This is a genomic window from Synechococcus sp. MIT S9220, from assembly GCF_014304815.1.
GTDB lineage: Bacteria > Cyanobacteriota > Cyanobacteriia > PCC-6307 > Cyanobiaceae > Synechococcus_C.
On record NZ_CP047958.1, the window covers coordinates 628818 to 653264 of the forward strand.

At 57.0% G+C, this 24447-nt stretch carries 24 protein-coding genes, 2 tRNA genes and 1 other RNA gene; 12 read left to right on the forward strand and 15 right to left on the reverse strand.

The genetic code is table 11. The annotated features are described in order from the left end of the window. The first annotated feature begins 52 nt into the window (after window positions 1-52). The 6 genes from SynMITS9220_RS03200 to SynMITS9220_RS03225 all read left to right on the forward strand — a co-directional run bounded on the left by SynMITS9220_RS03200 (window position 53) and on the right by SynMITS9220_RS03225 (window position 4906). A complete protein-coding gene (locus SynMITS9220_RS03200; protein WP_067094159.1) occupies window positions 53-400 on the forward strand; it encodes a hypothetical protein in 348 nt (115 codons plus the stop codon). 53 nt (window positions 401-453) lie between these two features. After that, window positions 454-1362, forward strand: coding sequence for a glycine--tRNA ligase subunit alpha (glyQ, locus tag SynMITS9220_RS03205; protein WP_186990674.1), 909 nt, complete (start codon window positions 454-456; stop codon window positions 1360-1362). A 39-nt stretch (window positions 1363-1401) separates the two neighbouring features. Further along, window positions 1402-3354, forward strand: a complete 1953-nt coding sequence (locus SynMITS9220_RS03210) for a ComEC/Rec2 family competence protein (RefSeq protein ID WP_186990676.1) — start codon at window positions 1402-1404, stop codon at window positions 3352-3354. Window positions 3355-3378: 24 nt separating this feature from the next. Then, window positions 3379-3465 (forward strand) — tRNA-Ser (locus SynMITS9220_RS03215). A gap of 477 nt (window positions 3466-3942) precedes the next feature. Beyond that, on the forward strand, window positions 3943-4245 hold the full coding sequence (locus tag SynMITS9220_RS03220; protein ID WP_186990678.1) for a hypothetical protein: 303 nt from the start codon (window positions 3943-3945) through the stop codon (window positions 4243-4245). Window positions 4246-4756: 511 nt separating this feature from the next. Next, window positions 4757-4906 carry an AlpA family phage regulatory protein gene (locus SynMITS9220_RS03225; protein WP_186990680.1) on the forward strand — a complete coding sequence of 50 codons (150 nt, stop codon included), beginning with the start codon at window positions 4757-4759 and terminating at the stop codon, window positions 4904-4906. Window positions 4907-5005: 99 nt separating this feature from the next. On the opposite strand, the gene SynMITS9220_RS03230 is transcribed toward SynMITS9220_RS03225, so the two are convergent. The 3 genes from SynMITS9220_RS03230 to SynMITS9220_RS03240 form a co-directional block, all read right to left on the reverse strand. Continuing rightward, a complete protein-coding gene (locus SynMITS9220_RS03230) occupies window positions 5006-6217 on the reverse strand; it encodes a hypothetical protein (RefSeq protein WP_186990682.1) in 1212 nt (403 codons plus the stop codon). Window positions 6218-6555: 338 nt separating this feature from the next. After that, entirely contained in the window at window positions 6556-7830 is a 1275-nt protein-coding gene (locus tag SynMITS9220_RS03235) for a glycosyltransferase (RefSeq protein ID WP_186990684.1), read from the reverse strand. A 154-nt stretch (window positions 7831-7984) separates the two neighbouring features. Further along, the gene (locus SynMITS9220_RS03240) at window positions 7985-8242 is read right to left on the reverse strand and encodes a hypothetical protein (protein ID WP_186990686.1); all 258 of its coding nucleotides are present in this window, start codon (window positions 8240-8242) and stop codon (window positions 7985-7987) included. 281 nt (window positions 8243-8523) lie between these two features. On the opposite strand from SynMITS9220_RS03240, the gene SynMITS9220_RS03245 reads away from it, so the two are divergent. Then, entirely contained in the window at window positions 8524-9198 is a 675-nt protein-coding gene (locus SynMITS9220_RS03245; protein WP_186991809.1) for a sugar transferase, read from the forward strand. Here SynMITS9220_RS03245 and cbiB read toward each other — a convergent pair. From cbiB to SynMITS9220_RS03270, 5 genes are read right to left on the reverse strand one after another with little or no spacing between them, the layout of a single operon-like run. Next, entirely contained in the window at window positions 9192-10196 is a 1005-nt protein-coding gene (gene cbiB / locus SynMITS9220_RS03250; protein WP_186990688.1) for an adenosylcobinamide-phosphate synthase CbiB, read from the reverse strand. The genes SynMITS9220_RS03245 and cbiB overlap by 7 nt on opposite strands. Before the next feature lie 28 nt (window positions 10197-10224). Continuing rightward, window positions 10225-11220: a ketol-acid reductoisomerase gene (gene ilvC / locus SynMITS9220_RS03255; protein ID WP_186990690.1), complete on the reverse strand. Its 996-nt coding sequence runs from the start codon at window positions 11218-11220 to the stop codon at window positions 10225-10227. Between the two features lie 56 nt (window positions 11221-11276). Next, a complete protein-coding gene (locus SynMITS9220_RS03260) occupies window positions 11277-11879 on the reverse strand; it encodes an ATP-dependent Clp protease proteolytic subunit (RefSeq protein ID WP_067094172.1) in 603 nt (200 codons plus the stop codon). A 53-nt stretch (window positions 11880-11932) separates the two neighbouring features. Continuing rightward, a complete protein-coding gene (locus SynMITS9220_RS03265; protein WP_067094175.1) occupies window positions 11933-12604 on the reverse strand; it encodes an ATP-dependent Clp protease proteolytic subunit in 672 nt (223 codons plus the stop codon). Window positions 12605-12633: 29 nt separating this feature from the next. Then, window positions 12634-13788 (reverse strand): PIN/TRAM domain-containing protein, encoded by a 1155-nt coding sequence (locus SynMITS9220_RS03270; protein ID WP_186990692.1) that lies wholly within the window; start codon window positions 13786-13788, stop codon window positions 12634-12636. A gap of 71 nt (window positions 13789-13859) precedes the next feature. On the opposite strand from SynMITS9220_RS03270, the gene SynMITS9220_RS03275 reads away from it, so the two are divergent. After that, the gene (locus SynMITS9220_RS03275) at window positions 13860-15122 is read left to right on the forward strand and encodes a coproporphyrinogen-III oxidase family protein (protein ID WP_186990694.1); all 1263 of its coding nucleotides are present in this window, start codon (window positions 13860-13862) and stop codon (window positions 15120-15122) included. On the opposite strand, the gene panB is transcribed toward SynMITS9220_RS03275, so the two are convergent. Then, entirely contained in the window at window positions 15034-15852 is an 819-nt protein-coding gene (panB, locus tag SynMITS9220_RS03280; protein WP_186990696.1) for a 3-methyl-2-oxobutanoate hydroxymethyltransferase, read from the reverse strand. The two genes, SynMITS9220_RS03275 and panB, sit on opposite strands and share 89 nt — an antisense overlap. Before the next feature lie 44 nt (window positions 15853-15896). On the opposite strand from panB, the gene ffs reads away from it, so the two are divergent. After that, an RNA gene (ffs, locus tag SynMITS9220_RS03285) (signal recognition particle sRNA small type) lies at window positions 15897-15993 on the forward strand. Between the two features lie 65 nt (window positions 15994-16058). Here the strand turns inward: ffs and ftsZ are convergent. From ftsZ to miaB, 5 genes are all read right to left on the reverse strand, one after another. Continuing rightward, window positions 16059-17219 (reverse strand): cell division protein FtsZ, encoded by a 1161-nt coding sequence (gene ftsZ / locus SynMITS9220_RS03290; RefSeq protein ID WP_067094187.1) that lies wholly within the window; start codon window positions 17217-17219, stop codon window positions 16059-16061. 72 nt (window positions 17220-17291) lie between these two features. Continuing rightward, window positions 17292-18137: a cell division protein FtsQ/DivIB gene (locus tag SynMITS9220_RS03295; RefSeq protein WP_186990698.1), complete on the reverse strand. Its 846-nt coding sequence runs from the start codon at window positions 18135-18137 to the stop codon at window positions 17292-17294. Beyond that, a complete protein-coding gene (locus tag SynMITS9220_RS03300; protein WP_115125256.1) occupies window positions 18137-18547 on the reverse strand; it encodes a hypothetical protein in 411 nt (136 codons plus the stop codon). Before SynMITS9220_RS03300 ends, SynMITS9220_RS03295 begins: the two co-directional genes overlap by 1 nt. Window positions 18548-18572: 25 nt before the next feature. Beyond that, window positions 18573-19634, reverse strand: coding sequence for a D-alanine--D-alanine ligase family protein (locus SynMITS9220_RS03305; protein WP_186990700.1), 1062 nt, complete (start codon window positions 19632-19634; stop codon window positions 18573-18575). Window positions 19635-19673: 39 nt separating this feature from the next. Further along, a complete protein-coding gene (gene miaB / locus SynMITS9220_RS03310) occupies window positions 19674-21086 on the reverse strand; it encodes a tRNA (N6-isopentenyl adenosine(37)-C2)-methylthiotransferase MiaB (protein WP_370594388.1) in 1413 nt (470 codons plus the stop codon). A gap of 79 nt (window positions 21087-21165) precedes the next feature. On the opposite strand from miaB, the gene SynMITS9220_RS03315 reads away from it, so the two are divergent. The 3 genes from SynMITS9220_RS03315 to SynMITS9220_RS03325 all read left to right on the forward strand — a co-directional run bounded on the left by SynMITS9220_RS03315 (window position 21166) and on the right by SynMITS9220_RS03325 (window position 24349). After that, the gene (locus SynMITS9220_RS03315; RefSeq protein ID WP_186990703.1) at window positions 21166-22254 is read left to right on the forward strand and encodes a dipeptide epimerase; all 1089 of its coding nucleotides are present in this window, start codon (window positions 21166-21168) and stop codon (window positions 22252-22254) included. A gap of 839 nt (window positions 22255-23093) precedes the next feature. Further along, window positions 23094-23237, forward strand: a complete 144-nt coding sequence (locus tag SynMITS9220_RS03320; RefSeq protein WP_186990705.1) for a hypothetical protein — start codon at window positions 23094-23096, stop codon at window positions 23235-23237. A gap of 41 nt (window positions 23238-23278) precedes the next feature. Then, a complete protein-coding gene (locus SynMITS9220_RS03325; RefSeq protein WP_186991811.1) occupies window positions 23279-24349 on the forward strand; it encodes a DUF1611 domain-containing protein in 1071 nt (356 codons plus the stop codon). Window positions 24350-24352: 3 nt separating this feature from the next. Here SynMITS9220_RS03325 and SynMITS9220_RS03330 read toward each other — a convergent pair. Then, a tRNA-His gene (locus SynMITS9220_RS03330) sits at window positions 24353-24425 on the reverse strand. Window positions 24426-24447 lie beyond the last annotated feature (22 nt).

A 24447-nucleotide genomic window follows, 5' to 3' on the forward strand; every position in this document is an offset into this window, starting at 1 on the left:
AGGTGAGACCGATGAACTATGAAGGAATGATTAAGAAGCGGGGGAGAAACGCATGGCCTTTCCATTGCCGTCTCTGCTGTCCTCCATTGAGGATTTGCTGGATGAAGTCCAGTGGCTGGACGGGATGATCCTGGTTACCGACTCACAAAAGGCCACTTTCGTTTCGTTCTCTCAAGTGGATCCGGTTCTGCGCCGTCTGCGCTCTCGCCCAAGGGGTGCGGAGGTGGCCGAAAAGCTCTGTATGTCGCTGCTGGAGACCCACGGCAAAGGCGCCAGCAAACCCGTTCTGGTTTTTCAGGGTGATGGCAGTTTCTGGCTGGGCACCATGGGCCCGGGACGCAGTCATCCCCATCGCCATCACGCGATCGCCCATCTGCGTCGCTGCCTTTCCCTGAGCTGAGCTGTCCAGGCGGCTCTGGCGCGAGAATGCATTGGATTGGCTCCAGCGCACGGATGCATTTTCAGGACATCATCAGCACTCTCAACCGGTTCTGGTCCGAGCAGGGGTGTCTGCTGTTGCAGCCCTACGACACGGAAAAGGGCGCAGGAACCATGAGTCCGCACACGGTGTTGCGAGCGATCGGACCGGAGCCCTGGGCCGTGGCTTATCCCGAGCCTTGCCGTCGCCCCACCGATGGTCGTTACGGCGATAATCCCAATCGAGCACAGCATTATTTCCAGTACCAGGTGCTGATCAAGCCTTCGCCGGATGGCATCCAGGAGACCTACCTCGCCTCATTGGAAGCGATGGGGATCCGTGCTGCTGATCACGACATCCGCTTCGTGGAAGACAACTGGGAGTCACCGACCCTCGGCGCCTGGGGCGTGGGCTGGGAGGTGTGGCTCGATGGCATGGAGGTGACCCAGTTCACCTATTTCCAGCAGTGCGGCGGCATCGATTGCAAGCCGGTGTCGATTGAGATCACCTATGGGCTTGAGCGTTTGGCGATGTATTTGCAGAACGTTGAAAGCATCTGGGATCTGAGCTGGAATGCCGACCGCAGTTATGGCGATATCTGGCTTCCTTTTGAAAAAGGACAGTGCCATTTCAACTTTGAGGCCTCCAACCCTGAGCGCCTCAAGCAGTTGTTCGCGATCTATGAAGCGGAAGCTGCTGATCTCATTGAAAGCAATCTGCCTGCGCCCGCCCTGGATTTTGTGCTCAAGTGCAGCCACACCTTCAACTTGCTTGAAGCTCGAGGGGTGATCTCGGTGACGGAGCGCACGGCCACCATCGGTCGGATCAGAAACCTGGCCCGCAAGGTTGCCGAGGCTTGGCTGGCTGAGCGGGAGGCGCTGGGGTTCCCATTGCTGAAGCAACCCGCTGCTGCTGCTGCTGCCGTAGCAGCCACCGCCGTCTGATCACGGGGGGAACTCTCGCAACAACTCCGATCCTGCTGAATGAAACCGGTGTTCAGTGCCGGGTTGTTGCTGTTCATGGCCTGCATGGGGGCGACCTCTGTTCGCTCCCCAGTGCAGTGGCTGAGTCTGGTGGCGCTTCTGGTCGGCGGACTGGTTGCCTGGGGGCGAGCCAGTCATTGGCCGAGAAAGGTCATGGCGGGTCTCGCTTTGATGCTCTGTCTGGTTAGCGCTCGCTGTGGAACTGGGGTCATGCCCCAGCCCCAGCCAGGAGATCCCAGCCTGTTCATTCCTCGTGATGGCACGTCACTTGCGGTGCGCCTCGTGGGCCGCATCCATGCTGACGGTGCTGTGACCAACGGTCGCTGCCGGTCTCTGCTGGATGTCAGCAGCCTTAATGGCCAGTTCAGTCGAGGCCGAACGGAGCTCACCATCGACCCGTGCACGACACCTTTATTGACTGGGTCATGGCTCGAACTTGAGGGCGAACTGCGCCGCCCTCAACCTGGCTCGCACCCGCTATTGGCCCGTGGTGATGAGCGACTGGCTTTGCAACGAACGTGGAGTCGTCTGCGCACCGATGCCATGCACGTGTTGCGGCAGGACTGGACTCCTCTGGCTGATGCACGCCGCACGATTGCTGAGCGTTTCACTGATCTTGCCGGGGAGCAGTCGGGAGGTTTGCTCGCGGCTCTGGTGCTCGGAGCTGCTCAGGTGTCCTTGCCGCAAAGCCTGCGCGAGGGATTCCGGGTGGCTGGCTTATCGCATGCTCTGGCGGCATCCGGATTTCATCTCTCCGTGCTGTTGGGCAGCGCACTCGCTTGCACCAGGACCTTGCCTGCCGCCTTGAGGCTTGCTGCGGGGAGTGGAGCCATGGCGTTGTTTCTTGCCCTTGCGGGCGCGCAGCCATCCGTGGTTCGCGCAGTGTTGATGGGTGCTGCGGCACTGCTGATTCGTGAGAGCGGACATCGCAGTCGCCCGCTGGGGGTGCTCCTGGTCACCCTGGTGCTCATGCTGCTGGTGCATCCAGCCTGGGGGCGTTCCGTCGGCTTTCAGCTCAGTGCAGCGGCGACGGTTGGCCTGATGATTTCGGCGGGCCCCCTGGAGCAATGGATCGTTCAGAACTGGCCCCAGCAATTGCAACGACTGGCTCCGGCGCTTTCGATTCCCCTTGCTGCTCTGTTCTGGACCCTGCCGTTGCAATTGCTGTATTTCGGAGCAGCGCCGCTTTACGCCTTGCTCAGCAACCTGCTTGCTGCTCCGTTGTTAGCTCCACTCACCCTGGCCGCTATGGCACTGGCAGTGATGGTGTTGCTGTTGCCGGCTGCTCTGAGCGCTGCTCTGTTGCCTTGGTTGATCTGGCCTGTGCAGCAGTTGAGTTGGTGGCTGATCATTTTGGTGAATTGGATCAGTCAGTGGCCAGGGGCTCAGCTGCTCACAGGGCCGGTGCATCCCCTGCTTGTGTTGTTGTTTGCGCTGGGGCTGCTCCCTTGGCTACTGCCTGCTCAGCAGCGCTGGCGTGGCCTTTCGCTGCTGTGGCTTCTGTTGGCGGTATGCCTGCAGGTTCACTTGCAGCTGCGGGACGACTTGATTCGTGTGGAGCAGTGGGGTCGTCAGTGGTTGGTGTTGCGCCACCGAGGTCGGGCGGCCCTGTTGAGCAGCCATGGTGATGACCTCAGTTGCAGAATCGCGACGCGACTGAGTCATGGGCTCGGCCATCAACGGCTGGATTGGATTGCGGTCCTCGATCCGGTGGGTACGGATCAGCAGGTGTGTTGGAACGCATTGGCGCGCACGCTTCAAGTGGAACAGAGAGGCCGGCTCCCTCTGACGCCAGGGCAGCGTCTCCAGAGCGATGGACTGAGTGTTGGCGTCGCTGACCAGCGGGGTCGCATGTTGAACGTCCGCTTTGGAACTCAATTTCAACGACTGCGTCGCAGTGATCTTCGTCCCCAATCGGCTGAGTGCTCAGGGTGTGAGAAGGCTGCCTACTAAAGTGGGAAAGCGCTTCAAGCGCTTGGAGAGGTGGCAGAGTCCGGTTGAATGCGCACGACTCGAAATCGTGTAGGGGTAACACCCTCGTGGGTTCGAATCCCACCCTCTCCGTTTTCAGCAAGTGCAGAGAAAACCCGTATCGTCCCAAACCCTTTTGCGGTCGAGGAATGTTCTAGTTCTTCCTAGTCCTGGATAGTCTCGCCGAACACCAGGATGTATCCCGATTGTGTGGGTGGAAATCTTGTCTCAGTCAAGAACTTTGCCATAAAAGATCTTTCTTAGTCCTATTTGGAACCTAGTTAGAAGTTGACACTCCTCATTTTGATCACTCAGAAAGAAAGTTGACGGGTCAAGCATTAAGAGAGGGTGCGACATCTGTGGGGTTGGAACCTAAGGCGTTTGATTTTGATTAGGAACATGGCGCTGATCCTTGAGTTTTGTTCCCTTTACCCGTTGATCATGGCCCTTCTCAATGTCTACTCTTCACTTGGTAGTAGGGATTTGCTCTGATGAGTCTGCGTGTCGCTTTCGTTCTTGCTGGTGCGATCTCGGTGATGGGAATGCCTAATTCCGCAAACCAGATGTTTCGTGCTGGAGGCAGTAGTGGGACTGCTTGCCCTTCTGGGTCGCAATACAAGGGCGGCGGGTTCTGTAAGGCGAGTAACCCTGGTGATCAGTTTTTCCCTGCTGGAGGCAGCAGTGGAAATGCTTGTCCTTCTGGGTCGCAATACAAGGGCAGCAGGTTCTGTAAAGCGAATAATCCTGGTGATCAGTTCTTTCCTGCTGGTGGGAGCGGCAGGACCTCTTGTCCTGGTGGATCCCAGTACAAGGGCAGTGGATTTTGCATGGCGAAGTGATCGCCTCAAACCAGTCGATACCCACCTCGGATGAGTTCGAATCGTTTCCCATGCGTGCGCTTGGTCACATCAGGCATCAGGCTTCGCATTCGCATCCTTTGTTTGCGCTCTATTGCTAAGAGGATTTGTCTTGGTTGGGTCTGCTTAGAAATCAGGAAGACCTGAGGAACACCTGCCTTTGGAGAGGACAGAGTTCTCACGGGTAGGAGTGGGAAGTATCGCCCTCCCCCTAAACCCGTCCTCTATTACTAACCACCTCAAGAATCTTGGATACTCAGGCGTCCTGGTTGGTCATGGAGTGCGCTCCATCTCTTTGACAGAAGGACAGCAGGTTCTGTAGTTCCCTGACGAAGTGATCCAACGTCAGATGGCACACGTCTTTGGCGACAAGGTGAGGCCTGCGTACGACCAATCTCAGATGCTTGATGAGTGAAGGAAGTTCATGTTCGATTGGTGTGATGCTCTGCTCACTCTGGGAATGAAGGTCTTATGCATCAAAGGGGGGTCGCTTAAAACGTCCAAGAGGTTTAGATATGCCTGAAACGATGAAACCGGAAGTTCAGTTGTTACGTCTGCCTCAGATCAAGGAAATCACTTGTCTCTCTAAATCCTCCCTCTATCTCCTGATGGATGAGGGGGAGTTCCTGAAACAGACTTCGTTGGGTGCTCGTTCCGTTGCCAGGATTCACGCTTAGGCTTAGGAAAGGTGCGCTCTGAATGTCTCTACTGCTTTTGCCGGACTCCATAGATTATTCGCTGAAATCGTCCTCAAAGATGACAAATTGAAAAACAGTTCACCTATTGAAGTGGATATCTAGTGATCTGCGTGCAATTTCACTGGTAAGAATCTTGTTGCCTAATCGATTCAGGTGGCAGCAGCTATCTGAGTAAACAGGCTCGTTTACATTCTTGAATATGTTTCTTGCGTCAAGAATATGATGGAGAGGTATTCCGAACTTTTCGAGATCTATACGGCTAAAGGCGGTTCCGACTATTTCATAGTGTGGCTCTGAAGCGATTTCTTTTCTCTCTTCTGGGGTCATCGGCTTGGACCCAGCTAGATACTGGCTAGGCTGTATTACCTCAAGGTAGGTAGAATCGTTGGCTTTGGATATATGGTATGCAGCCATTGATGATTTTTGCCAGTTCAAAATAGCATTTTTCAGCGCATTGTTTTCGTCTCTATGGCTGCCTCTATCAAACTGCATGAGAGATATGAATGCAGGCCACTCCAGTTCGTTGTTTCCCCTGCCCTCTATAAAGTCTCTCTGGCATCTTATTGATAAAAGCTGTATCAAGGCAAGCCTCATCGCCCAAGGCGATTGCTCGCACCTTTCTACAACTCCTGCTCCATTTGCGATAACTTTTGAAGCCATCCTCAATCTATTGGGATGATGAGTAGGGACAATGGGATTAATTCCTTCCTTGTAGAAGTAGTTCATGGGACCATCTATTTCATTGTGGCCCGCTACATTTATAACAATGTCGAATTTCCACCCCATTGCATATAGTGCGTTTGCAGTTTGTGTCTGGATAGGCTGCTTTCCTCCGCCTCTAGCAGCATTGAATATTGCGATATCATCATTTTTACCTCTAGATGCAAGTTCGTTCCTGAATGCAGTAGTAATTGCATTCCCATCTTCCAGGAAATTTGCGACTGAGCCTCCTAGGATTAGGATCTTAATGCGGTTTATTGCTTCGGCTTGATTGAAAGTGCTTCTGAAGCCCCACAGCTTATCCTCTTCGCATAAATCATAATATCCAAAGACTGGATGAGGGTATATGCAGTTTGATGACGTGGTGGCATTAGTTTTACCTACTATTCCATTTAATCCATCCACTAATCCATCTTTTGATCCAGCCTGTGCAATTGCTTTCCTTTCGCTTCTGGTTAGTCCAAGCGAACCGTATCTATGTAAGATTATGGCTCGTGAAGCTGCCTCAACAAGGAGAATCGATAAAGCTGCATTGACTAGTAGAACCTTCAGGATGGATTTTCTAATCACGGAATTCTGCGGGCAGTCTATTGAGGATTAATCTGAATGGCACCTTAAGGTGTCTTGTGCTTTATTTAATTGGTTTCCAGATTAGCACTAGTGTCCCTGGACGGTTTCCGAGCAATTTTTCATCTGCACTTCCTCCCATTGATTAGGACGTAGTCCTCTTGAATCTTTTCCTATAGGCATTCCTTCGTTCTCAACCTAAATCTCTTTGGGATTTCTTTCGGCATCGCTTCGTGAATACTATCTACTTTGATATTGACATCAACTGCATTTTTTCTTGCTTTCGGTTCTGATTTAAGTACTGAAGGGAAAGCTTGTATGTGTTGCAACTTGTAGTGCATTTATCTTGTTTTTCGCAGACAGTATTTGGTTGCGCTTTTGATGCTTGTCCTTAGGACGCCATTGACTCTTCTGTAATTCAGTTTTGTTATGGCCTTGAGAGTGCTGCTGTTGAAGCCAGGGTAAATAATGCTGTCCGCAGTTATTTCGCATTTCTCTGTTTGAAGAACTCTGATCCATTTCCACGTAGCTGCTTCTGAATTCAGAGAAAACAATTTTGCAACTGCTATTGATCTGGATTGTAGTTCTTTATACTGATCGGTATTTGAGCAGGCTCTTCGAATTGTTCCAACGATTTGGCTGGGTCTCTGGATTGCTAATTCAGGAAAATACTGCATGGCTTCATGCATTCCATAATCTCCGGATGCGATAACTGGTGTGCCAAGCGCCATGCATTCAAAAGTCGCTGCGCCAAATGATTCGCGAATGCCAGTTGGGTTTTGAAGAGCAAGATGTGATGATGTGATGATTTCATCTTTCTCCAGGCCAAGGTTGCCATGAAATCTGCAATGACCTTCGGCAATATCGGACTCTGGTATGTGCTTCAAAATTTGGTTTGCGTAACTAGGGCTTGCGGGTACTAGCTGATGAACATCATTCCAAGAGTTGTAGGTCAATGCTGAACCGATTACATTCAGCTGAGCATTTGGGAATACTTTTTTTAATCTTTTCCATTGTTTGGCAATGTGAAGCAGGCCTTTGTCTGGAACTAGTGCGCCCAGGTGGACCAGTCGAAGAGGGAAGTCTTGTCTTGTTTCTATTGAACTCTCTATGTTGGCTTTGTTTGCTGGCGAAAAAATGTTTTGTATGATTATGCATCTTGGGTAAAATCTGCAATTGGATGAGTGCTGATAAGATCCTTGGTTTATGTATGCCAAGAAATCTGCTTGTCGAAGCTTGTGCTTGAAATGAAAGGGGTGATGTAGCCAGCAAAATACTCTATTGGATATGAGTTTCAGCTCTGCAAGCTTGCATGTTTCCAGGAGTAATGCGGTTATTATTGCGCGAGAGCCGGTCTCTTGTGGGCTGCTTAGGAATTGACAAAAATACTCTAAGCTCGAGAAGCTGACTTGTTTTAAGTTTTGACTTGCATTTAAAATGTTGATTGGAGAATAGTTGACTAAATAGATGGTCCATTGTGGCTTCGCTCTTGCCAGCCTTGAGGCAAGTAGGACTGTGACGTGCTGTGTGCCTCCGATTCCGGGGTTGTGCTCTGTGTTGAGGTCAAATGTTTTGCATGAGGCTGAATAAGAAAAGACCGGCAGATAAATCTTCATCGTCAAATTGCTTGATTAAAGTACTTTAGCAGTTAGCCCCTGATTTGCGCTTCTAATGCAGGGTGGAATGAGATATTTTCGTGATGGCGGATTGATTTTGTAAGTATTGCTCTCCTTGATGCTGTTGCCTCTTTAGGTGCTCGATTTTGCTCTCTTATGAGTGGAATAGCAGCACCAATCCTTCCTTGACCTGGTGGAACTCCCTCTCCTCTCTACTCAAATCCAGGCCGACCTCTAGGCCTTCGCTGACTGCTTGATCGAAGGGAGGGGTGTTCGGGGGCTTTTCCTCTCTCCACAGTGCGGCGATTCCCACGGCTGTGGCATGCCAGTGGAAGTGATCGGTTTCTCCAATGGAGGCTTCCTGGAGAGCTTCCTCTAGGAGGCCGTTGAGAGCAGTGCTGGTGGTTGCCATACCTCAAGCTTCGGGAGTGGGGCGTGAGACGGCAATCGCCTGAGAGACTTCTTGATCAATCTTCTGCGCTTTTAGGCGCATCTGGATGTCACCGGTTGGGCCGCGATGTGCTTGTATGCCGTTGCGGTTACTGGCACTTTGCAGCTGACGAATGCTTGGCCTTCAGGTTGATTGGTCTGATATGGGAGGGGTATTCCGTGGTTGATACTCCTCGTCAGACCCTCCTCTCAGCATCTGCATCGGCACTGCGCCTTCGCCCATCACGTCGTCACCTGAAGTTGATGACAGCTCCGCCTTCGGAGCTTCCTACTAGCACCATTGTTGGTGCTCAGAGCAAGCTTGGCCGATCGCTCAAGCGCTCTGGTGACCTTGCGTTTTCAGCGGCAGTGCTTGGACTGGGCTTTCCGCTATTTCTGCTGCTGGCTGTGTTGGTGAAGCTCAGCTCACCGGGCCCAGTGTTTTATGTGCAGAAACGGGTCGGCCGCGGCTATCAACGCTTTGGGTGCATCAAATTCCGCACGATGCGGCCTGATGCTGATGCCGTTCTGGCTCAGGTGTTGCAGCGTTCACCAGAGTTGCGCGCTGAATTTGAAAGAGATTTCAAACTGCGTAACGATCCACGCATCACGCCAATCGGCAGGTTTCTCCGTCGCTCAAGTCTTGATGAGCTGCCACAGTTTTTGAATGTTCTGCGTGGTCAGATGAGTGTGGTCGGACCACGGCCGATTGTGAACGAAGAGATCTTTCGCTATGGCGACTACATGGATGAAGTTCTGGCGGTCCGGCCTGGTTTGACTGGCCTCTGGCAAGTGAGCGGCAGAAATAATCTCAGCTATGACAAGCGGGTCAGGCTTGATCTGGCTTACGCCCGCGGACGTTCATTCTTGCTTGACATGGCCATCATCCTGCGCACGTTCGGTGTGTTGTTGCTGCCAATGGATCGTGGTGCTTACTGAGCACGCACTTGCAGGCTCCAGCTCAACATGGCTGCCATCAAGATCCAAAGCAGTTCAAGTCGTCTAGTCAGCTCCAGGATTCTGCTGATCCCTCGCGGGTCTGCAGTGGGCTGATCAGCTCCAAGCAGTGGTTTATCCACCCAACGATCGCCGTAACGGTTCCTGCCGCCTAGTTGCACGCCTGCACAGTGCGCATAGATCGCTTCTGAGCGTCCTGCATTCGGTGAAGCATCGAGCTGGCCTTCGCATTCAGCCGATCTGATCAGAGCTGGCCACTGGCGCCAGGGCATGCTGACCAGCGGCAGGCTCAGCATCACTAAGCGGCAGGGCAGCCAGGTCAGCAGGTCATCGAGTCGTGCGCCTGCCGTGCCCAGCCAGCGCAGCGTTCCTCTGCGGTACCCGAGCATGGAATCCAGGGTGCTGGCCGCCTTGAATCCCCAGGCCAGGGCTAGTGGCCCTGGCGCGTCGCTCAATCCAAGGCTCCAGAGAGCTGCACCCGCCAACATCCAGAACAGCGGTGCGAACAGCCCGTCCACCGCATTCTCACTGGCGGTTTCGGCGGTGGCGCGCAGGATCTCGTCTCGACTGAGTGAGGTCGTGTCGCGGCCCACAATCCAGCTGAGCTGCTCTCGTGCCGTTGAGAGACTGCCTCTCTCTTCGCGGGGGAGGGTTGCGATCACATTCAGCACGCTTTTTTCAAGGCTTTTGGCTGCCAGAGCACTGGCAAGGCCAGCGACCAGTGCCAGCACAGCGACGTTCTGGAGTATGCCGTCCGTTTCCAGGGCCATCCGTTCGATCAACCAACCGATGCTGGCGCTGCCAAGCGTGAGAACCAGCGTGATGGCTAGTCCACCCAGACGCAGCCACCGCGGGTGCCCACCGCTCCAATGTTCAACGCTGCGCCGCAGTGTGCTGATACAACGGCCCATCCACACCACAGGGTGTGGGGACCAGAGGGGATCGCCGATCAGCCGGTCGAGACCGGCCGCGGCAATCACCAGGAGAAAGGGCTGAATGATGCCCTGATTAGGAGGCCTTCAGCCAGCTGAACATCGAACGCAGCCCTTTGCCCACTTCCTCGATCTTGTGGTCACCGTCGCGCTTGCGGATCTTGTTCATCTCGGGCTTGCCGGCTTCGCACTCAGCCACGAAGTTCTTGGCGAAGGTGCCGTCCTGGATGTCAGAGAGAATTCGCTTCATCTCCGCCTTGGTGTCGGCGGTGATCAGGCGGGGGCCACTCACGTAATCGCCGTACTCGGCAGTGTTAGAGATCGAGTCGCGCATGGCTGACAGACCACCCTTCACCATCAGATCCACGATCAGCTTCACTTCGTGCAGGCACTCGAAGTAGGCCAGCTCAGGCTGGTAACCCGCTTCGACGAGAGTCTCGAAGCCGGCTTTCACCAGTTCGGACAGGCCGCCACAGAGCACGGCCTGTTCGCCGAACAGGTCGGTTTCGGTTTCTTCCTTGAAGTTGGTCTCCAGGATGCCGGCGCGGGTGCCGCCGATTCCCTTGGCATAGGCCATGGCCAGGCCACGGGCATTGCCGGAGGCGTCTTTCTCAATCGCGAACAGTGCAGGAACACCCTGACCGTTTTGATATTCCCAACGCACGGTGTGACCTGGGCCCTTGGGGGCGATCATCACCACATCCACATCGGCGGGAGGCTGGATCAGGCCGAAACGGATGTTGAAACCGTGGGCAAAGCTAAGAACCTTGCCAGCGCTTAGATGTTGCGCGATTTCCTTGTCATAGACCTCTTTCTGGAACTCATCAGGCAGCAGCACCATGATCCAGTCCGCCTTGGCGGCAGCATCCGAGACGCTCAGAACCTCCAGGCCGTCGGCCTTGGCTTTGTCAGCGGAGCGGCTTCCTTCGTAGAGGCCAACCACCACGTTCACACCGCTGTCCTTGAGGTTCAGAGCGTGGGCATGGCCCTGGGAGCCGTAGCCGATGATGGCAACTGTCTTGCCGTTGAGCAGCGAGAGATCGGCATCGGAGTCGTAAAAAAGCTGAGCCATCCGGACGATGAACGTGGAGCTTGGTAACGACCGAGCTTACGCAAGTGCCGGATCGATCAGGCCTCGTTGGGGTGGGCGATCACTCGGTCGATCAGTCCATAGTTTTTGGCCTCCTCGCTGCTGAGGAAGTAATCGCGGTCAGTGTCCTTCTCGATTTTCTCGAAGCTCTGGCCGCTCATGTCAGCCATCGAGCGGTTGAGCATCTCCTTCATGCGCAGAATCTCGCGCGCTTCAATTTCGATGTCGCTGGCCTGCCTTTGGGCAGTTCCGCCCAGAGGCTGGTGAATCATGATCCGGCTGTGGGGAAGGGCCAATCGCTTGCCTTTGGTGCCCGCCGCCAGCAGGAAGGCTCCCATCGACGCCGCAAGACCTACGCAGATGGTGACCACGTCGCTCTTGACGTATTGCATGGTGTCGTAAATCGCCAGCCCTGCCGTGACCGATCCGCCCGGGGAGTTGATGTACAGATAGATCGGCTTGCTGCTGTCCTCGGAGTCGAGATAAAGCATCTGGGCAACCAGGCTGTTGGCGACTGCGTCATTGACCTCGGAACCGAGGAAGAGGATTCGCTCCACTCCTAATCGGGTGTAGATGTCTACCCAGCGCTCCATCTGGCTGCCAGGGAGGCGGTAGGGCACGCTGGGGGTTCCGATCGGCATGAGTCCTGGTGGGGTGAAGAGAAAGCAGTGAAACGTGAGGGAGGAGGCCCGGATCAGCCGGCCGGAACGGGAGCTGGAAGCTCTTTGCGACTGGAGAGAACGCGATCAATCAGCCCGTAGTCCTTGGCCTGGTCTGGAGTGAGGTAACTCATGCGATCGGAATCCTTCGAGAGTTCCTCCACGCTGCGGCCGGTGTTTGTCGACAGGATTTCAAGCATCGCTCGCTTGTTGTGCAGCACTTCCTTGGCACGGATCTGAATGTCCGTTGCCTGGCCTTGGGCTCCGCTGCGGGGTTGATGCAGCACGATCGAGGCGTGGGGCAGGGCAGCGCGGTGTCCCTTGGTTCCGGCAGACAAAATCACAGCTGCTGTGCCCATCGCCTGACCGATGCAGATGGTGTGGACCGGCGGTTTCACGTAGCGGAGGGTGTCGCAGATCGCGAAAGCTTCCGTTTCAAAGCCGATGGCATCACCGGTGTACCAGCTGGTACCCGTTGAATTGATATAGAAGTAAATCGGTTTGTCAGGGTTATCAAATTCCAGGAAAAGAAGCTGAGCAATGATCAGTTCAGTGACATCGAGTCCGACCTGACGTTTGGTGTCGTCATCGGAAAAGAGCGGTAGTCCCAAATAGACAATGCGCTCCTTGAGCAGCAATGACGGCAGATCCGGGGGCGGAGTCCGCATCACCGACGAATCGCCGTAATAAGGAGCTGATGTGGTCATCCGCGTCGGGCTGCCGTGGTCGGTGGAGCCTAGCGGGACTCTGGGGTTGGACGCTCATTGCGTCGGTTTTTGCGGGGCGGTTTTGCTCCAGGAATGCTCTTGCTGGTGGCGGTTGTTTCGCCGTCTTTGTCGAGCCGACCGAACACCATCCGGCCGCTTGGATTTTGTAAGGCTCCCGTGATCACCACGGCCCGTCGTTCACCAATTGCAGCTCGTGCGTTTTCAATCACCACCATCGTGCCGTCTTCCAAGTAGGCCACTCCCTGGTGTTCCTCCTTGCCTTCGCGAACGATCTTCAGGTTGAGTTCATCCCCGGGTTGCACTTCAGGGCGCAGGGCGATCACCAGTTCGCTGAGGTTCATCACCTTGAGCTCCTTCACCCGCGCCACCTGAGCCAGGTTGAAGTCCGCCGTCACCAGCGTGCCGCCGGTGTCTTCCGTGAGCTGCAGCAGGCGATCATCGGTGCCTGCCCCGTCGTAGCGGGTTGTGTTGATCACCAAACGTTTGTCGTAGGTCTCGCGCAGCGCATTGAGCAGCTTCAGGCCACGTCGACCCTTGCCGCGTTTCTCGATGTTGTTGGAATCGGCGAGTTGCTGCATTTCGTTGATCACCGTCTGGGCCACGATCACCTTCCCCTCCAGCAGTCCGCAGCCGATCATTCCCTGAATACGGCCGTCAATGATCACGCTGGTATCGAGGATTTTGGCTGTGGCCGGCGTGAGCACACCATCCGCCACCAGCAGGGCCTCCGTGGAGGTTGGGTTGAACAGCCTCAGCAGCGTCCGTCCATGCACCTCGGCGAGGTTGTAGCCCAGCACGCCGAAAAACACGTTGCTGAGAATCGCTGCTAGGGGTTTCACTAGAGAGCTGGCGCCGGCAAGAGGCAGCAACAGAATCGGTGCCAGCAGCAGGTTGGCCACCAGCAGGCCAAGGATCAGTCCAACAGCCCGGCTCACCAGGAGATCGGTGGGCATGGTGCGCACCTGATTCATCAGTCGCTGCCGCAGCCGTCGGAACACCACCCCGGCCACCAGGCCGATGACCGCACCGCCGGCGCTCAGGCCCAAACGGACCTGCTGGGCGTTGGTGTCATCGAGCAATTCCTGCGGGAGCAGATGCACGCCCATCCAGCCGGTGGCCGTCCCGGAGATCAGGAACAGGATGATGATGAGCGCTTCGACCATGAGGTTGGGTTCTCACTGCCCAGTCCAGTTGCAGGCAGCATGCACCATTCTCACTCTCCTGGCTCGGGCTGATGACCGCACCCGCGCCCCGCAGCGCTTACATCCATATTCCGTTTTGCCATCGGCGCTGCTTCTACTGCGATTTCGCGGTGGTGCCGTTGGGAGACAAGGCGGATGCCCAAGGTGGGCCTGGGAGTCGCTCAATCGAGACCTATCTCGGCCAGCTGCTGCAGGAAATCGAGTGTTCTCCAATCGGGCCGCCTTTGGCCACCGTCTACATCGGAGGAGGCACACCCTCGCTGCTGGCCCCTGAACAGGTGGGGCGTGTGCTCAATGCTCTGAGGGTGCGTTTCGGCTTGCAGAGCGGATCTGAGATCACCCTGGAAATGGACCCCGCCAGCTTTGAGCGGATGGATCTCGAGGCTTTGCTGCGCTGCGGTGTGAATCGGGTGAGTCTGGGTGGTCAGAGTTTTGATGACCAGGTTTTGGCAGCCCTCGGTCGCCGTCATCGCCGCTCGGATCTGCTGGAAGCCTGTGAATGGCTCCATGGAGCGGTTCTAAACGGTGCTCTGCGGAGCTGGAGCCTTGATCTGATTCGCAATTTGCCTGATCAGAGCGACGACGCTTGGGCCGTTCAGCTGGAGCGTGCAGTTGCGATGGGTGCTCCTCATCTCTCCATTTATGACCTCAGCCTGGAACCTGGCACGGTGTTCTCAAAGCTGGAGCAACGCGGTGAGCTGGAGTTGCCCGATGAGGACGGCGCTGCCGATCGGATTGCCGCCACCAGTGATCGCCTGGCTAGGGCTGGCTACTGCCGCTACGAAATCTCCAATTTCTCCAGGCCAGGCCATGCCTCCAGGCATAACCGTGTGTACTGGAGCGGAGCCGGTTGGTGGGCTTTTGGTTTGGGCGCCACCAGTGCACCCTGGGGTGAGCGCTTCGCGAGGCCGCGCACCCGTGAGGCCTATGGACAATGGCTCGACCAGCAGCAGAGGGACGGTCCGCATTCGTCTTTGCTGAAGGGGTTGGCCCTGCCGATGAGCCTGGAGGACCGTCTGCTCGTGGGGCTCAGGCGACATGAAGGCGTTGACCTGCTGGAACAAGCCCTGAGTTGCGGCTGGTCATTGCAAGCTTGCAGCCGCTGGCTGCCTCAACTGGAGGATCGCTGGGCAGGATTTCTCGCAACAGATCTGCTGCGCAGGCGCGGCACTCGCTGGCAGCTCACCGATCCTCTGGGGATGGCTGTCAGCAATGCGGTTCTGGTGGAGCTGGTGGAGTGGTGGGAGGAGCTGAGTGCTGACGCTGATCATCCAACCAGCTGCTCAAAGCCTTGACCCCAAGGCCTCGACCATCCATCCGAGCTTGGCTGAAGGGTGGTTGTGAGCGGGTGAGCCCAAGTAGGTCGGCGGTCACGCTCACTTGCCCATCGCAGTCATTCCCTGCTCCGATGCCGATCACCGGGATGGCCAGACGCCGCCTCACCTGGCTTGCGAGTTCGGAGGGAACGTGCTCGAGCACCATCGCAAAACACCCCACCGACTCCAGTTCCGAAGCTTGCTGTAAGAGGCGTTCCTGGCTGCGTGGATCCCTGGCCTGACGGCGGTAGCCAAGGCTGTGGACCGCTTGAGGCAACAACCCCAGGTGCCCCATGACAGGGATTCCCGTGCGAACTAAGCGTTCAATGACCGCCAACACCTCGGGTTCGGCGCCCTCAAGCTTCACTCCCGCTGCATCGGATTGTTTGATCAGGCTTCCTGCTGCGGCCACCGCGCGATCCAAGCCGCACTGGTAGCTAAGGAAGGGAAGGTCGGTGATCACCAGCGGTTGTTGGGCCAACGGCTTGCTCAAACCGCGGCAGACCGCCTGTGTGTGCAGCAGCATCTGCTCCAACGTGACGGGAAGGGTTGTGCTGTGACCGAGGCTGACCATGGCGAGTGAATCCCCCACCAGCACCACATCAGCGCCGGCGTCCTCCACGAGGGAGGCGCTCAGAGCATCCCAGGCGGTGAGCATGGTGATCGGTTGGCCGGTCTGCTTGAACCGGATCAGGTCAGAGGCGCGCAACCGCTTTCTCGAATCAGCGGACTTCCATTGCTAACATCGCAGGTGACTCGGACCTATGCGGTTCAGACGCCCAAACTTGGTCAGAACCGGAAGGCAGCAGCCACACGGGATGCTCTGGACAGGCGTGGACTCCGGGTCACCACATTGCAATAGCCGACTCCGGAAAACCAGAGTCGGGCAACACATTCAGTGCACTGCAATCTGAGTCAGTTGTTCTGGCCGCCATCCTGGCGTTGCTGACGCTGTCTCAGGAATTCAGGAATGCGAGCACCGGAATCCTGAGATTCAGCGGGGCTGAACGCTGAGGTGGCAGCACGCGGGACGCTTCTCTCGGTGCGATAAGGCTGACCATTCTCAAACCCTGTGGCGATGACGGTCACGTGGATCTCTCCTTCCAGACGTTCATCCACCACCGCTCCAACAATGATGTTGGCCTCGGGATCCACCACGTCGTAGATCACTTCGGAGGCGCTGGTCATGTCCTCAAGGGTCATGTCGCGGCCACCGCTGATGTTGATCACACAACCCTTGGCACCATCGATCCGGGCAGCCTCCAGCAGAGGGCTGTTGATCGCGGTCTGGGCGGCTTCGATCGCACGCGATCGGCCGGATCCGACGCCAATGCCAAGCAGGGCAGTGCCGGCTTCCGTCATCACCGAGCGCACATCAGCGAAGTCAACATTCACCAGGCCTGGACAGGTGATGATGTCGGTGATGCCCTTCACACCCATGCGCAGAACATCATCTGCGCTGCGGAAGGCTTCCTGAAGAGGTGCACTGCCAATCGCATCACGTAGACGGTCGTTGGGAATCACGATCAAGGTGTCCACATGCTCGGCCAGCCGGGCGATGCCCTCATCGGCCTGGCGCATGCGACGACGGCCCTCAAAGCCGAAGGGCTTGGTGACAATGCCAACCGTCAGGGCGCCACTTTCCTTGGCGACCTCGGCGACCACGGGCGCCGCACCGGTTCCCGTGCCCCCACCCATGCCGGCTGCGATAAAGACAAGATCCGCACCCTGAAGGGCCTGCTGCAGGTCAGCGCGGGATTCTTCAGCTGCTTTCTGACCGATGCTGGGATTACCGCCGGCCCCGAGGCCACGTGTCAGGGTCTGCCCGAGCTGAACGCGATGTTCTGACGATGATTGCAGCAGGGCTTGTGCATCGGTGTTCAGAACTCTGTAAGCAACCCCTTCAAGGTCACTTTGAATCATGCGGTTTACCGCATTGCTGCCGCCGCCACCAACGCCGATGACTTCAATTCGGGCGGATTGAGAGGGAAGAATTCCTGCTGAATCAGGAGAAGGGGACATTTGACCGCTCACCATCTCCATCGCCGTCGTCGAACCATTGAGGTGCGTGTGCATTATGTCCCTGCGAGCCACGATCGCCGAATTCAAATAACACTCGTTGTGGTTTCAGCACGCTGCAACCTCTGGTCAGGGTTTGCTCGTTTTCTGTTTCGGATCCGCTTTCAACTGCAATTCGGGTTTGGAAGGGTCTGAAAGATCGATGCCGCTGCTGGCTTTGCCTCGCAGGGTTTCGGGAAGACTTTTTGACAGCAGGGCGATGGTGCTGAGCTGTTGATCCAGCAGCCGTTCATTGGAGCCCAGCCGCACCAGACCCAGCGTTTGCGTGCGCAGGCTGAGATCACCATCTGGGGCGATATGGATCACCGTCAACGGACTGCCCAATAGATCTCGTTTGTCCAGCACCGTCGCAATCATCGAACGCCGGCTGGGAATCCACCCCTCCACTCGCACCGCACTGGCGGGGGCTTCCCCTTGGCGCGCAACGGTGAGTGGCATCCAATGGCCTTCAACGTCGACCATGCCCTGTTCCTTGCCGCGGGCCCCCATGCGGCTGGCCGCCGCGATTGGACGACGATCCTTCAGCTCGATCTCCAGCCCAGGTGGGACAAGACGGCGCTGCACTGACACGGACTGCACCGGGAGTTCGGCCAGCAATCGACGCTCGAGTCGTCCTGGTTCCAAGGTGATTAAGGGTCTTGGGAAGCGCAGGCCGGCTGCTTTGACCACCGCATCACTGCCGAGGCGATCGCTGCCTCGGACTGTCAGCTGCTGCTGCGAGCGCAAACTCCAGCCGGCACTGAGCAGAACCCAGATCAGTCCGCTTGAGACTCCGCCAAACAGCAAGATGCGCCAGCTCTGAATCAACCGCTCCTGGCGTTTTTCCTGGCGCAGCCTGCGACGACGTTCGACGCCCGGAGGAAGGGGAGCGCTGCTGTTGCTTCTGTCCTGTTTGTTGAGTTTCGAGCGGGCCATCACAGGTCGCAACGAGCCTTCGCCATCAACTGATTCATCCAGCGGCGGGCCCGTTCCGCATCCGAGAAGGGCACGTCCATCTGTTGGCCTTCCCCGATCAGCCTCAAGCGGCAGCGACCCTGCGACTCATGGGCCAGCGGCGCATCACCCGAGGAGAGCGACATCAACTCCACCAATTCCAGTGTCTTGATCACAAAGCGACCTTCATCCTTGAAGCTGCCGGCATGGAAACTGCTCCAGCACAGCTCACCGTTCTTCAGTCGTGCTGCGCCGCAGCCATCGAGTTTGGCCAGCTCGGATGATTCGCTCCAGACCCGAAACAGATTCTGGCGTCGTCGTTCCAGCCAGCCCAAGGACGCCAGCAGCACGAACACCAGCAGCAGCGGGAACCAGAGCAAACCGTGCATCATCGCGGCAGCAGCGGAGGCAGAAGGCTCATTCTTGCGCTGTAGCCACCAGCTCCGCCACCAGCTGTGGCAAAGGAATACCGGAGGCTTCCCAGAGAGTGGGATACATGCTCTGAGAGGTGAAGCCCGGCAGTGTATTGATCTCATTCAGCCAGATCTGCCCATTCGCTTCGTCGTAGAAGACATCCACACGTGCCTGTCCGTAGGCGTGAACGGCGCGGCAGGCAGCAATGGCCATGGCCTGAATCCGTTGGCTGACGGCATCGGGCAGGGGTGCCGGGATCAGCGTTTGACTGCGTCCTTCGGTGTATTTGGTCTCGTAGTCGTACCAATCGGCGTCGAACCGCACCTCACCCACCACGGAAGCCTTCAGATGCGTACGTCCAAGGACGGCACATTCCAGCTCCCTAGCTTTGACGCCCTGTTCCACCACCAAGCGTGGATCGAGTTCCGCTGCCAGTCGCAGGCCTGCTAGGAGTTCATCGCGATTGCGCACCTTGCTGATGCCCACGGATGAGCCGAGGTTGGCGGGCTTCACAAAGCAGGGATAGCCAAGCTCCTTCTCCAGCCTGATCAGCACACGCTCCAGCTGTTCTGGATTGTTGAGGTCTGCCGCGTTGACTTCGATGTGAGCAACCTGGGAGAGGCCGGCGTCGGCAAAGGCTGCTTTCATCATCAGCTTGTCCATGCCCACGGCGGATCCGAGTACGCCTGAACCCACGAAGGGTTGTTGCATCAGCGTGAACAGACCTTGCACCGTGCCGTCCTCTCCGTTGGGTCCGTGCAAAACGGGATACCAGACATCGATTTGATCGGGATCCAGCGGCAACTGGCGCAGTCCTCGTGTTGGCAGTGGTTGAGGCAGCTGGTCATCGGCCAGCGCTGCCATCTGTTGCAGCACCCTTTGGGCAATGGTGTCCGGCCACCAGCGCCCCTCACGGTCGATGTAGAGGGGGGTCACCTGGAACCTCTCCCGATTGCTGGGGTCGCCCAGGGCTTTGATCACCGTTGAGGCCGACCGGATTGAAACGTCGTGTTCCCCGGAAGCACCTCCGAACACCACGCCAACGCGGAGAGGGGAAGTCGGCATGGGGGGAAGATCTGTAAGAAGGTCTGCGCCGCAAACGTATCAGCCGTGCACGGGAGTGCCACTGAGAGAGAACGAACGCACCGCATTGATCCGAACCTGAACCAGGTCGCCCGGCTGATAGTTCCGGCCATCGGCGCCCACTGCACTGAAAAACGTCAGGCGGTTCGTGCGCGTTCGTCCCATCAGCTGCGTGGGGTCCTTGGGATTGATGCCCTCGGCCAGCACCTCTTCGATCTGGCCGGCATAGCGGTCGTTGCGCTCCTTGGCGCAGCGCTCCACCAGGGCATTGATTTCCTGAAGGCGTGCCACCTTCACGTCCTCGGGAAGCTGGTTCTCCCAGTTCGCAGCTGGGGTGTTGGGCCGTGGTGAATAGGCGGCCGTGTTTACCAGGTCAAAGCAGATCTCCTCGATCAGCTGCAGGGTTCGTCTGAACTGGGCGTCGGTTTCGCCGGGGAACGCAACGATCACATCGGCGCTGAGTGAGGCCTCAGGCATGCGTTCACGGATGTAGTCGATGATCTTGCGATAACGCTCGATGGTGTATCCGCGCGCCATGGCCTGCAGCACGTCGTTGTCTCCGCTCTGGAAGGGGATATGGAAGTGTTCGCAGAGCTTGGGCAGATCGGCGCAGGCATCAATCAAACGCCTGGTGAAGTAACGGGGATGGCTGGTGGCGAAACGGATCCGTTCAATTCCCTCAACGTCATGAACGTGATAAAGCAGGTCGGTGAGTGTGTTCTTGCGCCGTCCTTCGGCAGTAATGCCAGGGAGATCGCGGCCATAAGCATCAATGTTTTGACCCAGCAGGGTGATTTCCCGGTACCCCTGCGCGGCCAGACCTTCCATTTCCAGCCTGATCGCATCCGGTAGGCGCGACTGTTCCTTGCCACGCACGGAGGGCACAACGCAGTAGGTGCAGCGTTCGTTGCAGCCATAGATCACGTTGACCCAGCCGCAGATGCTGCTGTCGCGGCGCGCGGTGGTGATGTCTTCAAGAATGTGGTGCTCTTCAGTCGCCACCACCTGCTGACCGCTGTCAACTTGCTGCAACAGGGTTTCCAGCCGATTGGCGTGTTGCGGGCCCATCACCAGATCCAGTTCGGGCACGCGCCGCAGCAGTGATTCACCTTCCTGTTGGGCAACGCAGCCCGCGACCACAAGTTTGAGATGGGGGTTGATGCGTTTCCGGCGTGCCTGGCGCCCGAGGTAGCTGTAGACCTTTTGCTCCGCGTTGTCGCGGATCGTGCAGGTGTTGTAGAGCACCAGATCGGCGTCCAGCTCGGCCGTGGCCTCCCGATACCCCATCGACTCCAGGATGCCGGCCATTCTCTCGGAATCAGCCTTGTTCATCTGGCAGCCGAAGGTGGTGATCCAGTAACTGCCCCGCTCCAGGCCTGGCACTTGAGCGGTTGAGGGAGAGGCGGTAACGGTCAAGGCGGAGGGCCGTCCGATGGACCGCCGACGAGGGAACCTTCCTTCAGTGTGGTTCACAAACGTCCTGTGTCACTTTGAAGTTCGGTGCGCACGTTGCATGGGCTGGTCTCTGCGTCGGTTTCCGCTCACCAAGGCGGTTCCTCTGGCGATCAGCCGAGGCACCACATCAGCTGTGGAACGGCTTGAACTGTGCATTAGCCATAACGGGATCACCGGTCGGGGTGAAACCGGTGGTTTAGACACCGGTCACCGCTCCTATGGATTGGACGGCATCGAGGCTGAACTCCAGGGTGCGCTGCCCGCTCTCAACAGGCTTGATCCTGCCGATCGAAGCGTTGTTGATCCGCTGCTGAGCAGCCTCTCCCCACCGGCGCGTTGTGCTGTGGATCTCGTGCTCTTGGATTGGTGGGGTCAGTTCTTGCAGCAACCGATCTGGCGATTGTTCGGCCTGGATGGACGCTGCGCTGTGGCCACCAGCGTCACCCTGGGCCTGGCTTCGGTGGAGGGTGTGCAGCAGCGGCTCCATCGCTGGTGGACGCAACTGCCCGCCACCCGTATCAAGCTCAAGCTGGGCAGTCCTGAAGGCCTCGACCATGACAAGGCACTGCTGCGGGCGGTGGCGTCGATGCTTCAAACCCGCAGACAGCAGACCGGCGAGGCCCATGAGCTTCAGGTCGATGCCAATGGTGGCTGGACCGTGCAGCAAGCCAGGGAGATGCAAGCAGAGCTCGTGGCTGCTGATGTAGTTCTGCTGGAGCAGCCTGTCGCTGCAAGCCTCGATCCTCAGGAGGATCTGCAGGGTTTTGCGGCGTTGCGAGAGCACTGCAGCATGCCGCTTGTTGCCGACGAAAGCTGCTGGGATCTGAAGGATCTGCTGCGCTTGGCCCCTCATGTGGATGGGGTCAATCTCAAATTGCTCAAAACCGGTGGATTAACGGAGGCCTTGTTGATGGCCAGAGTCGCTGAGCGATTGAACCTGGATCTGATGGTGGGCTGTTACTCAGACAGCACACTGCTCAATGGAGCGGCATGCCAGCTGTTGCCGTTGATCCGCTGGCCAGACCTCGACAGTCATCTGAATCTTGTGGACGATCCTTATCTCGGGCTTCCGCTTGATCAAGACAGACTGTCTCCCCCGATTTCCGCTGGGTTGGGAATCAGCAGCAAAGCGGTGGGTTCAGGCTGATTGGCTGGCCTCTTGTTCCGCTAGCTCACGCAGATAACGACGTCTCTGGGGCGACTCGTAGCCAGTGATTTGATAGGCCTTGGCAGGTTTGCCAGACCTTCTCCACTCCCGATGGGGAGCGATCTCTCTTCGATTCATTTGAATTCGACTTATCGGTTCTCGCGCAGTGGACCCTTCTGGGCTCTTCGGCGTTTAATGATTATTGCATGGTTTTCAAAATCATGCATCGAAGACTGTTCTGCGCAGCCTGATGGACCGCCGATTTAGCTCGAGGTTTCCTGGAAGTTGTGGAGCATTTTCCAGCTCAACTTCGGTCCACAATTAGCTGTTCTATCTCCTTGATCTGCATGCGCAGTGCCATGAAGGTTGGTCCCTGCATGCTGTTCAGGGGATCGTCTGCAGCATCGTCGTTTCGCTTTTCAGTCGAGGTTTAATTGCCGCAATCTCAAATGGATCACCACGATGAAATTGTGTACTTCCGAAAGCACTGGCTGATTCACTCGTGAAGTGTGCTTCAGGCTTCAAAAAAGCTGTTCAGAAGCCAGCGAAATGCAGCAGTGTCTCCAATGTGGCCAGGCCAAGCAGGAATGTGGCGCCGAAAAAACTTGCCTCTTTCAGTCCTTTGGACATGAGTCGTGCCCCCGGAAAAACGCAGCCTTCTGAAGAGAACATTAATCAGCACAGCTGCTCGAGATTGAGCAAAACACAAAAATATTTTTTGCTTATCAATGACAATCAAGTTTCTACAGTGTTCTGTGTCATTGGTCTCCAAAAGCCTGCTTTTGCGGCTGCTAGCGACACAAAAAATCGTGACTTTTCATTGAGTTGATGATTTTTTGTTGCGTGGTCGCGTTGTGCGTCAGGTCAGTGATCGGAGTTCCTTGCCGTTGATTCACGCTTCAGGGTCGGTCTTCGCTTGCTGGGCGCGCATGCTGGTGGGCGTTGCTAGATCCATGGTCACTGCTGTGGCCGCGATCACTTGAGTTTTGAATCCATCACTCAGTGCCCTTCAGGCTTTGCTGCCATGCCTCTGGTGCTGATGCAGCACGGGGGGTTGGCGTCGCTCACTGGCAAGACCGGATTGGCGATGCTTCGCCATCGACCTGGTCCGATCGTGGCTGTGATTGATCCTGAGCATGCTGGAGAGCGGCTGGACCATGTCACAGGCATTGCCAGGCCAGTGCCCTTGGTGCGCGATCTGGCGGAGGCGCTCCCCTACGGACCAACGGTTGCTGTCGTTGGTCTGGCGCCATCAGGAGGGGGTTTGCCCGACGCTATGCGGACCGATGTGTTGGCGGCACTCGATGCCGGCCTGTCTATCGCCAGTGGTCTGCACAGCTATCTGAACGATGACCAGGAGCTGCAAGCAGCGTTGCAACCCGGTTGCTGGATCTGGGACCTGCGCCGTGAGCCGGCCGGACTCGGCGTGGGCAAAGCTCGCGCTGCGGCGCTCCCCTGTCAGCGCATTTTGGCCGTGGGAACGGACATGGCTGTCGGCAAGATGAGCGCCTGTTTGGCTGTGCACGAGGCCGCCACTCGGGCAGGAGTTCCCTCCGCTTTCGTGGGGACCGGTCAGGCAGGGATCCTGATCAGTGGCCAGGGGGTCCCTCTGGATGCGGTTCGGGTTGATTTCGCTGCTGGTGCTGTGGAAGCCGCGGTGCTGTCAGCGGCGAAAACTCTGCCGCCCAAGGGTCTGCTGCTCGTGGAGGGTCAGGGATCGCTCTGCCATCCCGGTTCCACGGCCACCCTGCCCTTATTGAGGGGAAGTCAGCCAACGGCGCTGATGATGGTGCATCGCGCTCAGCAGTCCACGATTGATCGGCTGCCGGACATCCCGCTGCCTTCTCTGGAGGAGCTGGTGGTGATCTGCGAAGCGCTAGCAGCGATCGGCCGCCCTGCCGGCAGCCCTGCCGCTCCCAGGGTGCGGGCATTGGCACTGAACACAGCCCGGCTGGATGATCAGCAGGCGTTGAAGGTTGTCGAGCAGGTGGGCGAGCGTCTCGGGATTGTTTGCAGGGATCCCATCCGGCATGGAGCCGATGATCTGCTTCAGGCATTGATGAGCCCTGAAACAGAACACCTGTTCAAAGGTTGAAAGGGCGAGCGAGGGGATTCGAACCCCCGAATAGCGGCGCCACAAGCCGCTGCCTTAACCACTTGGCGACGCCCGCCGCGTCAGTAAGAATCTATCAA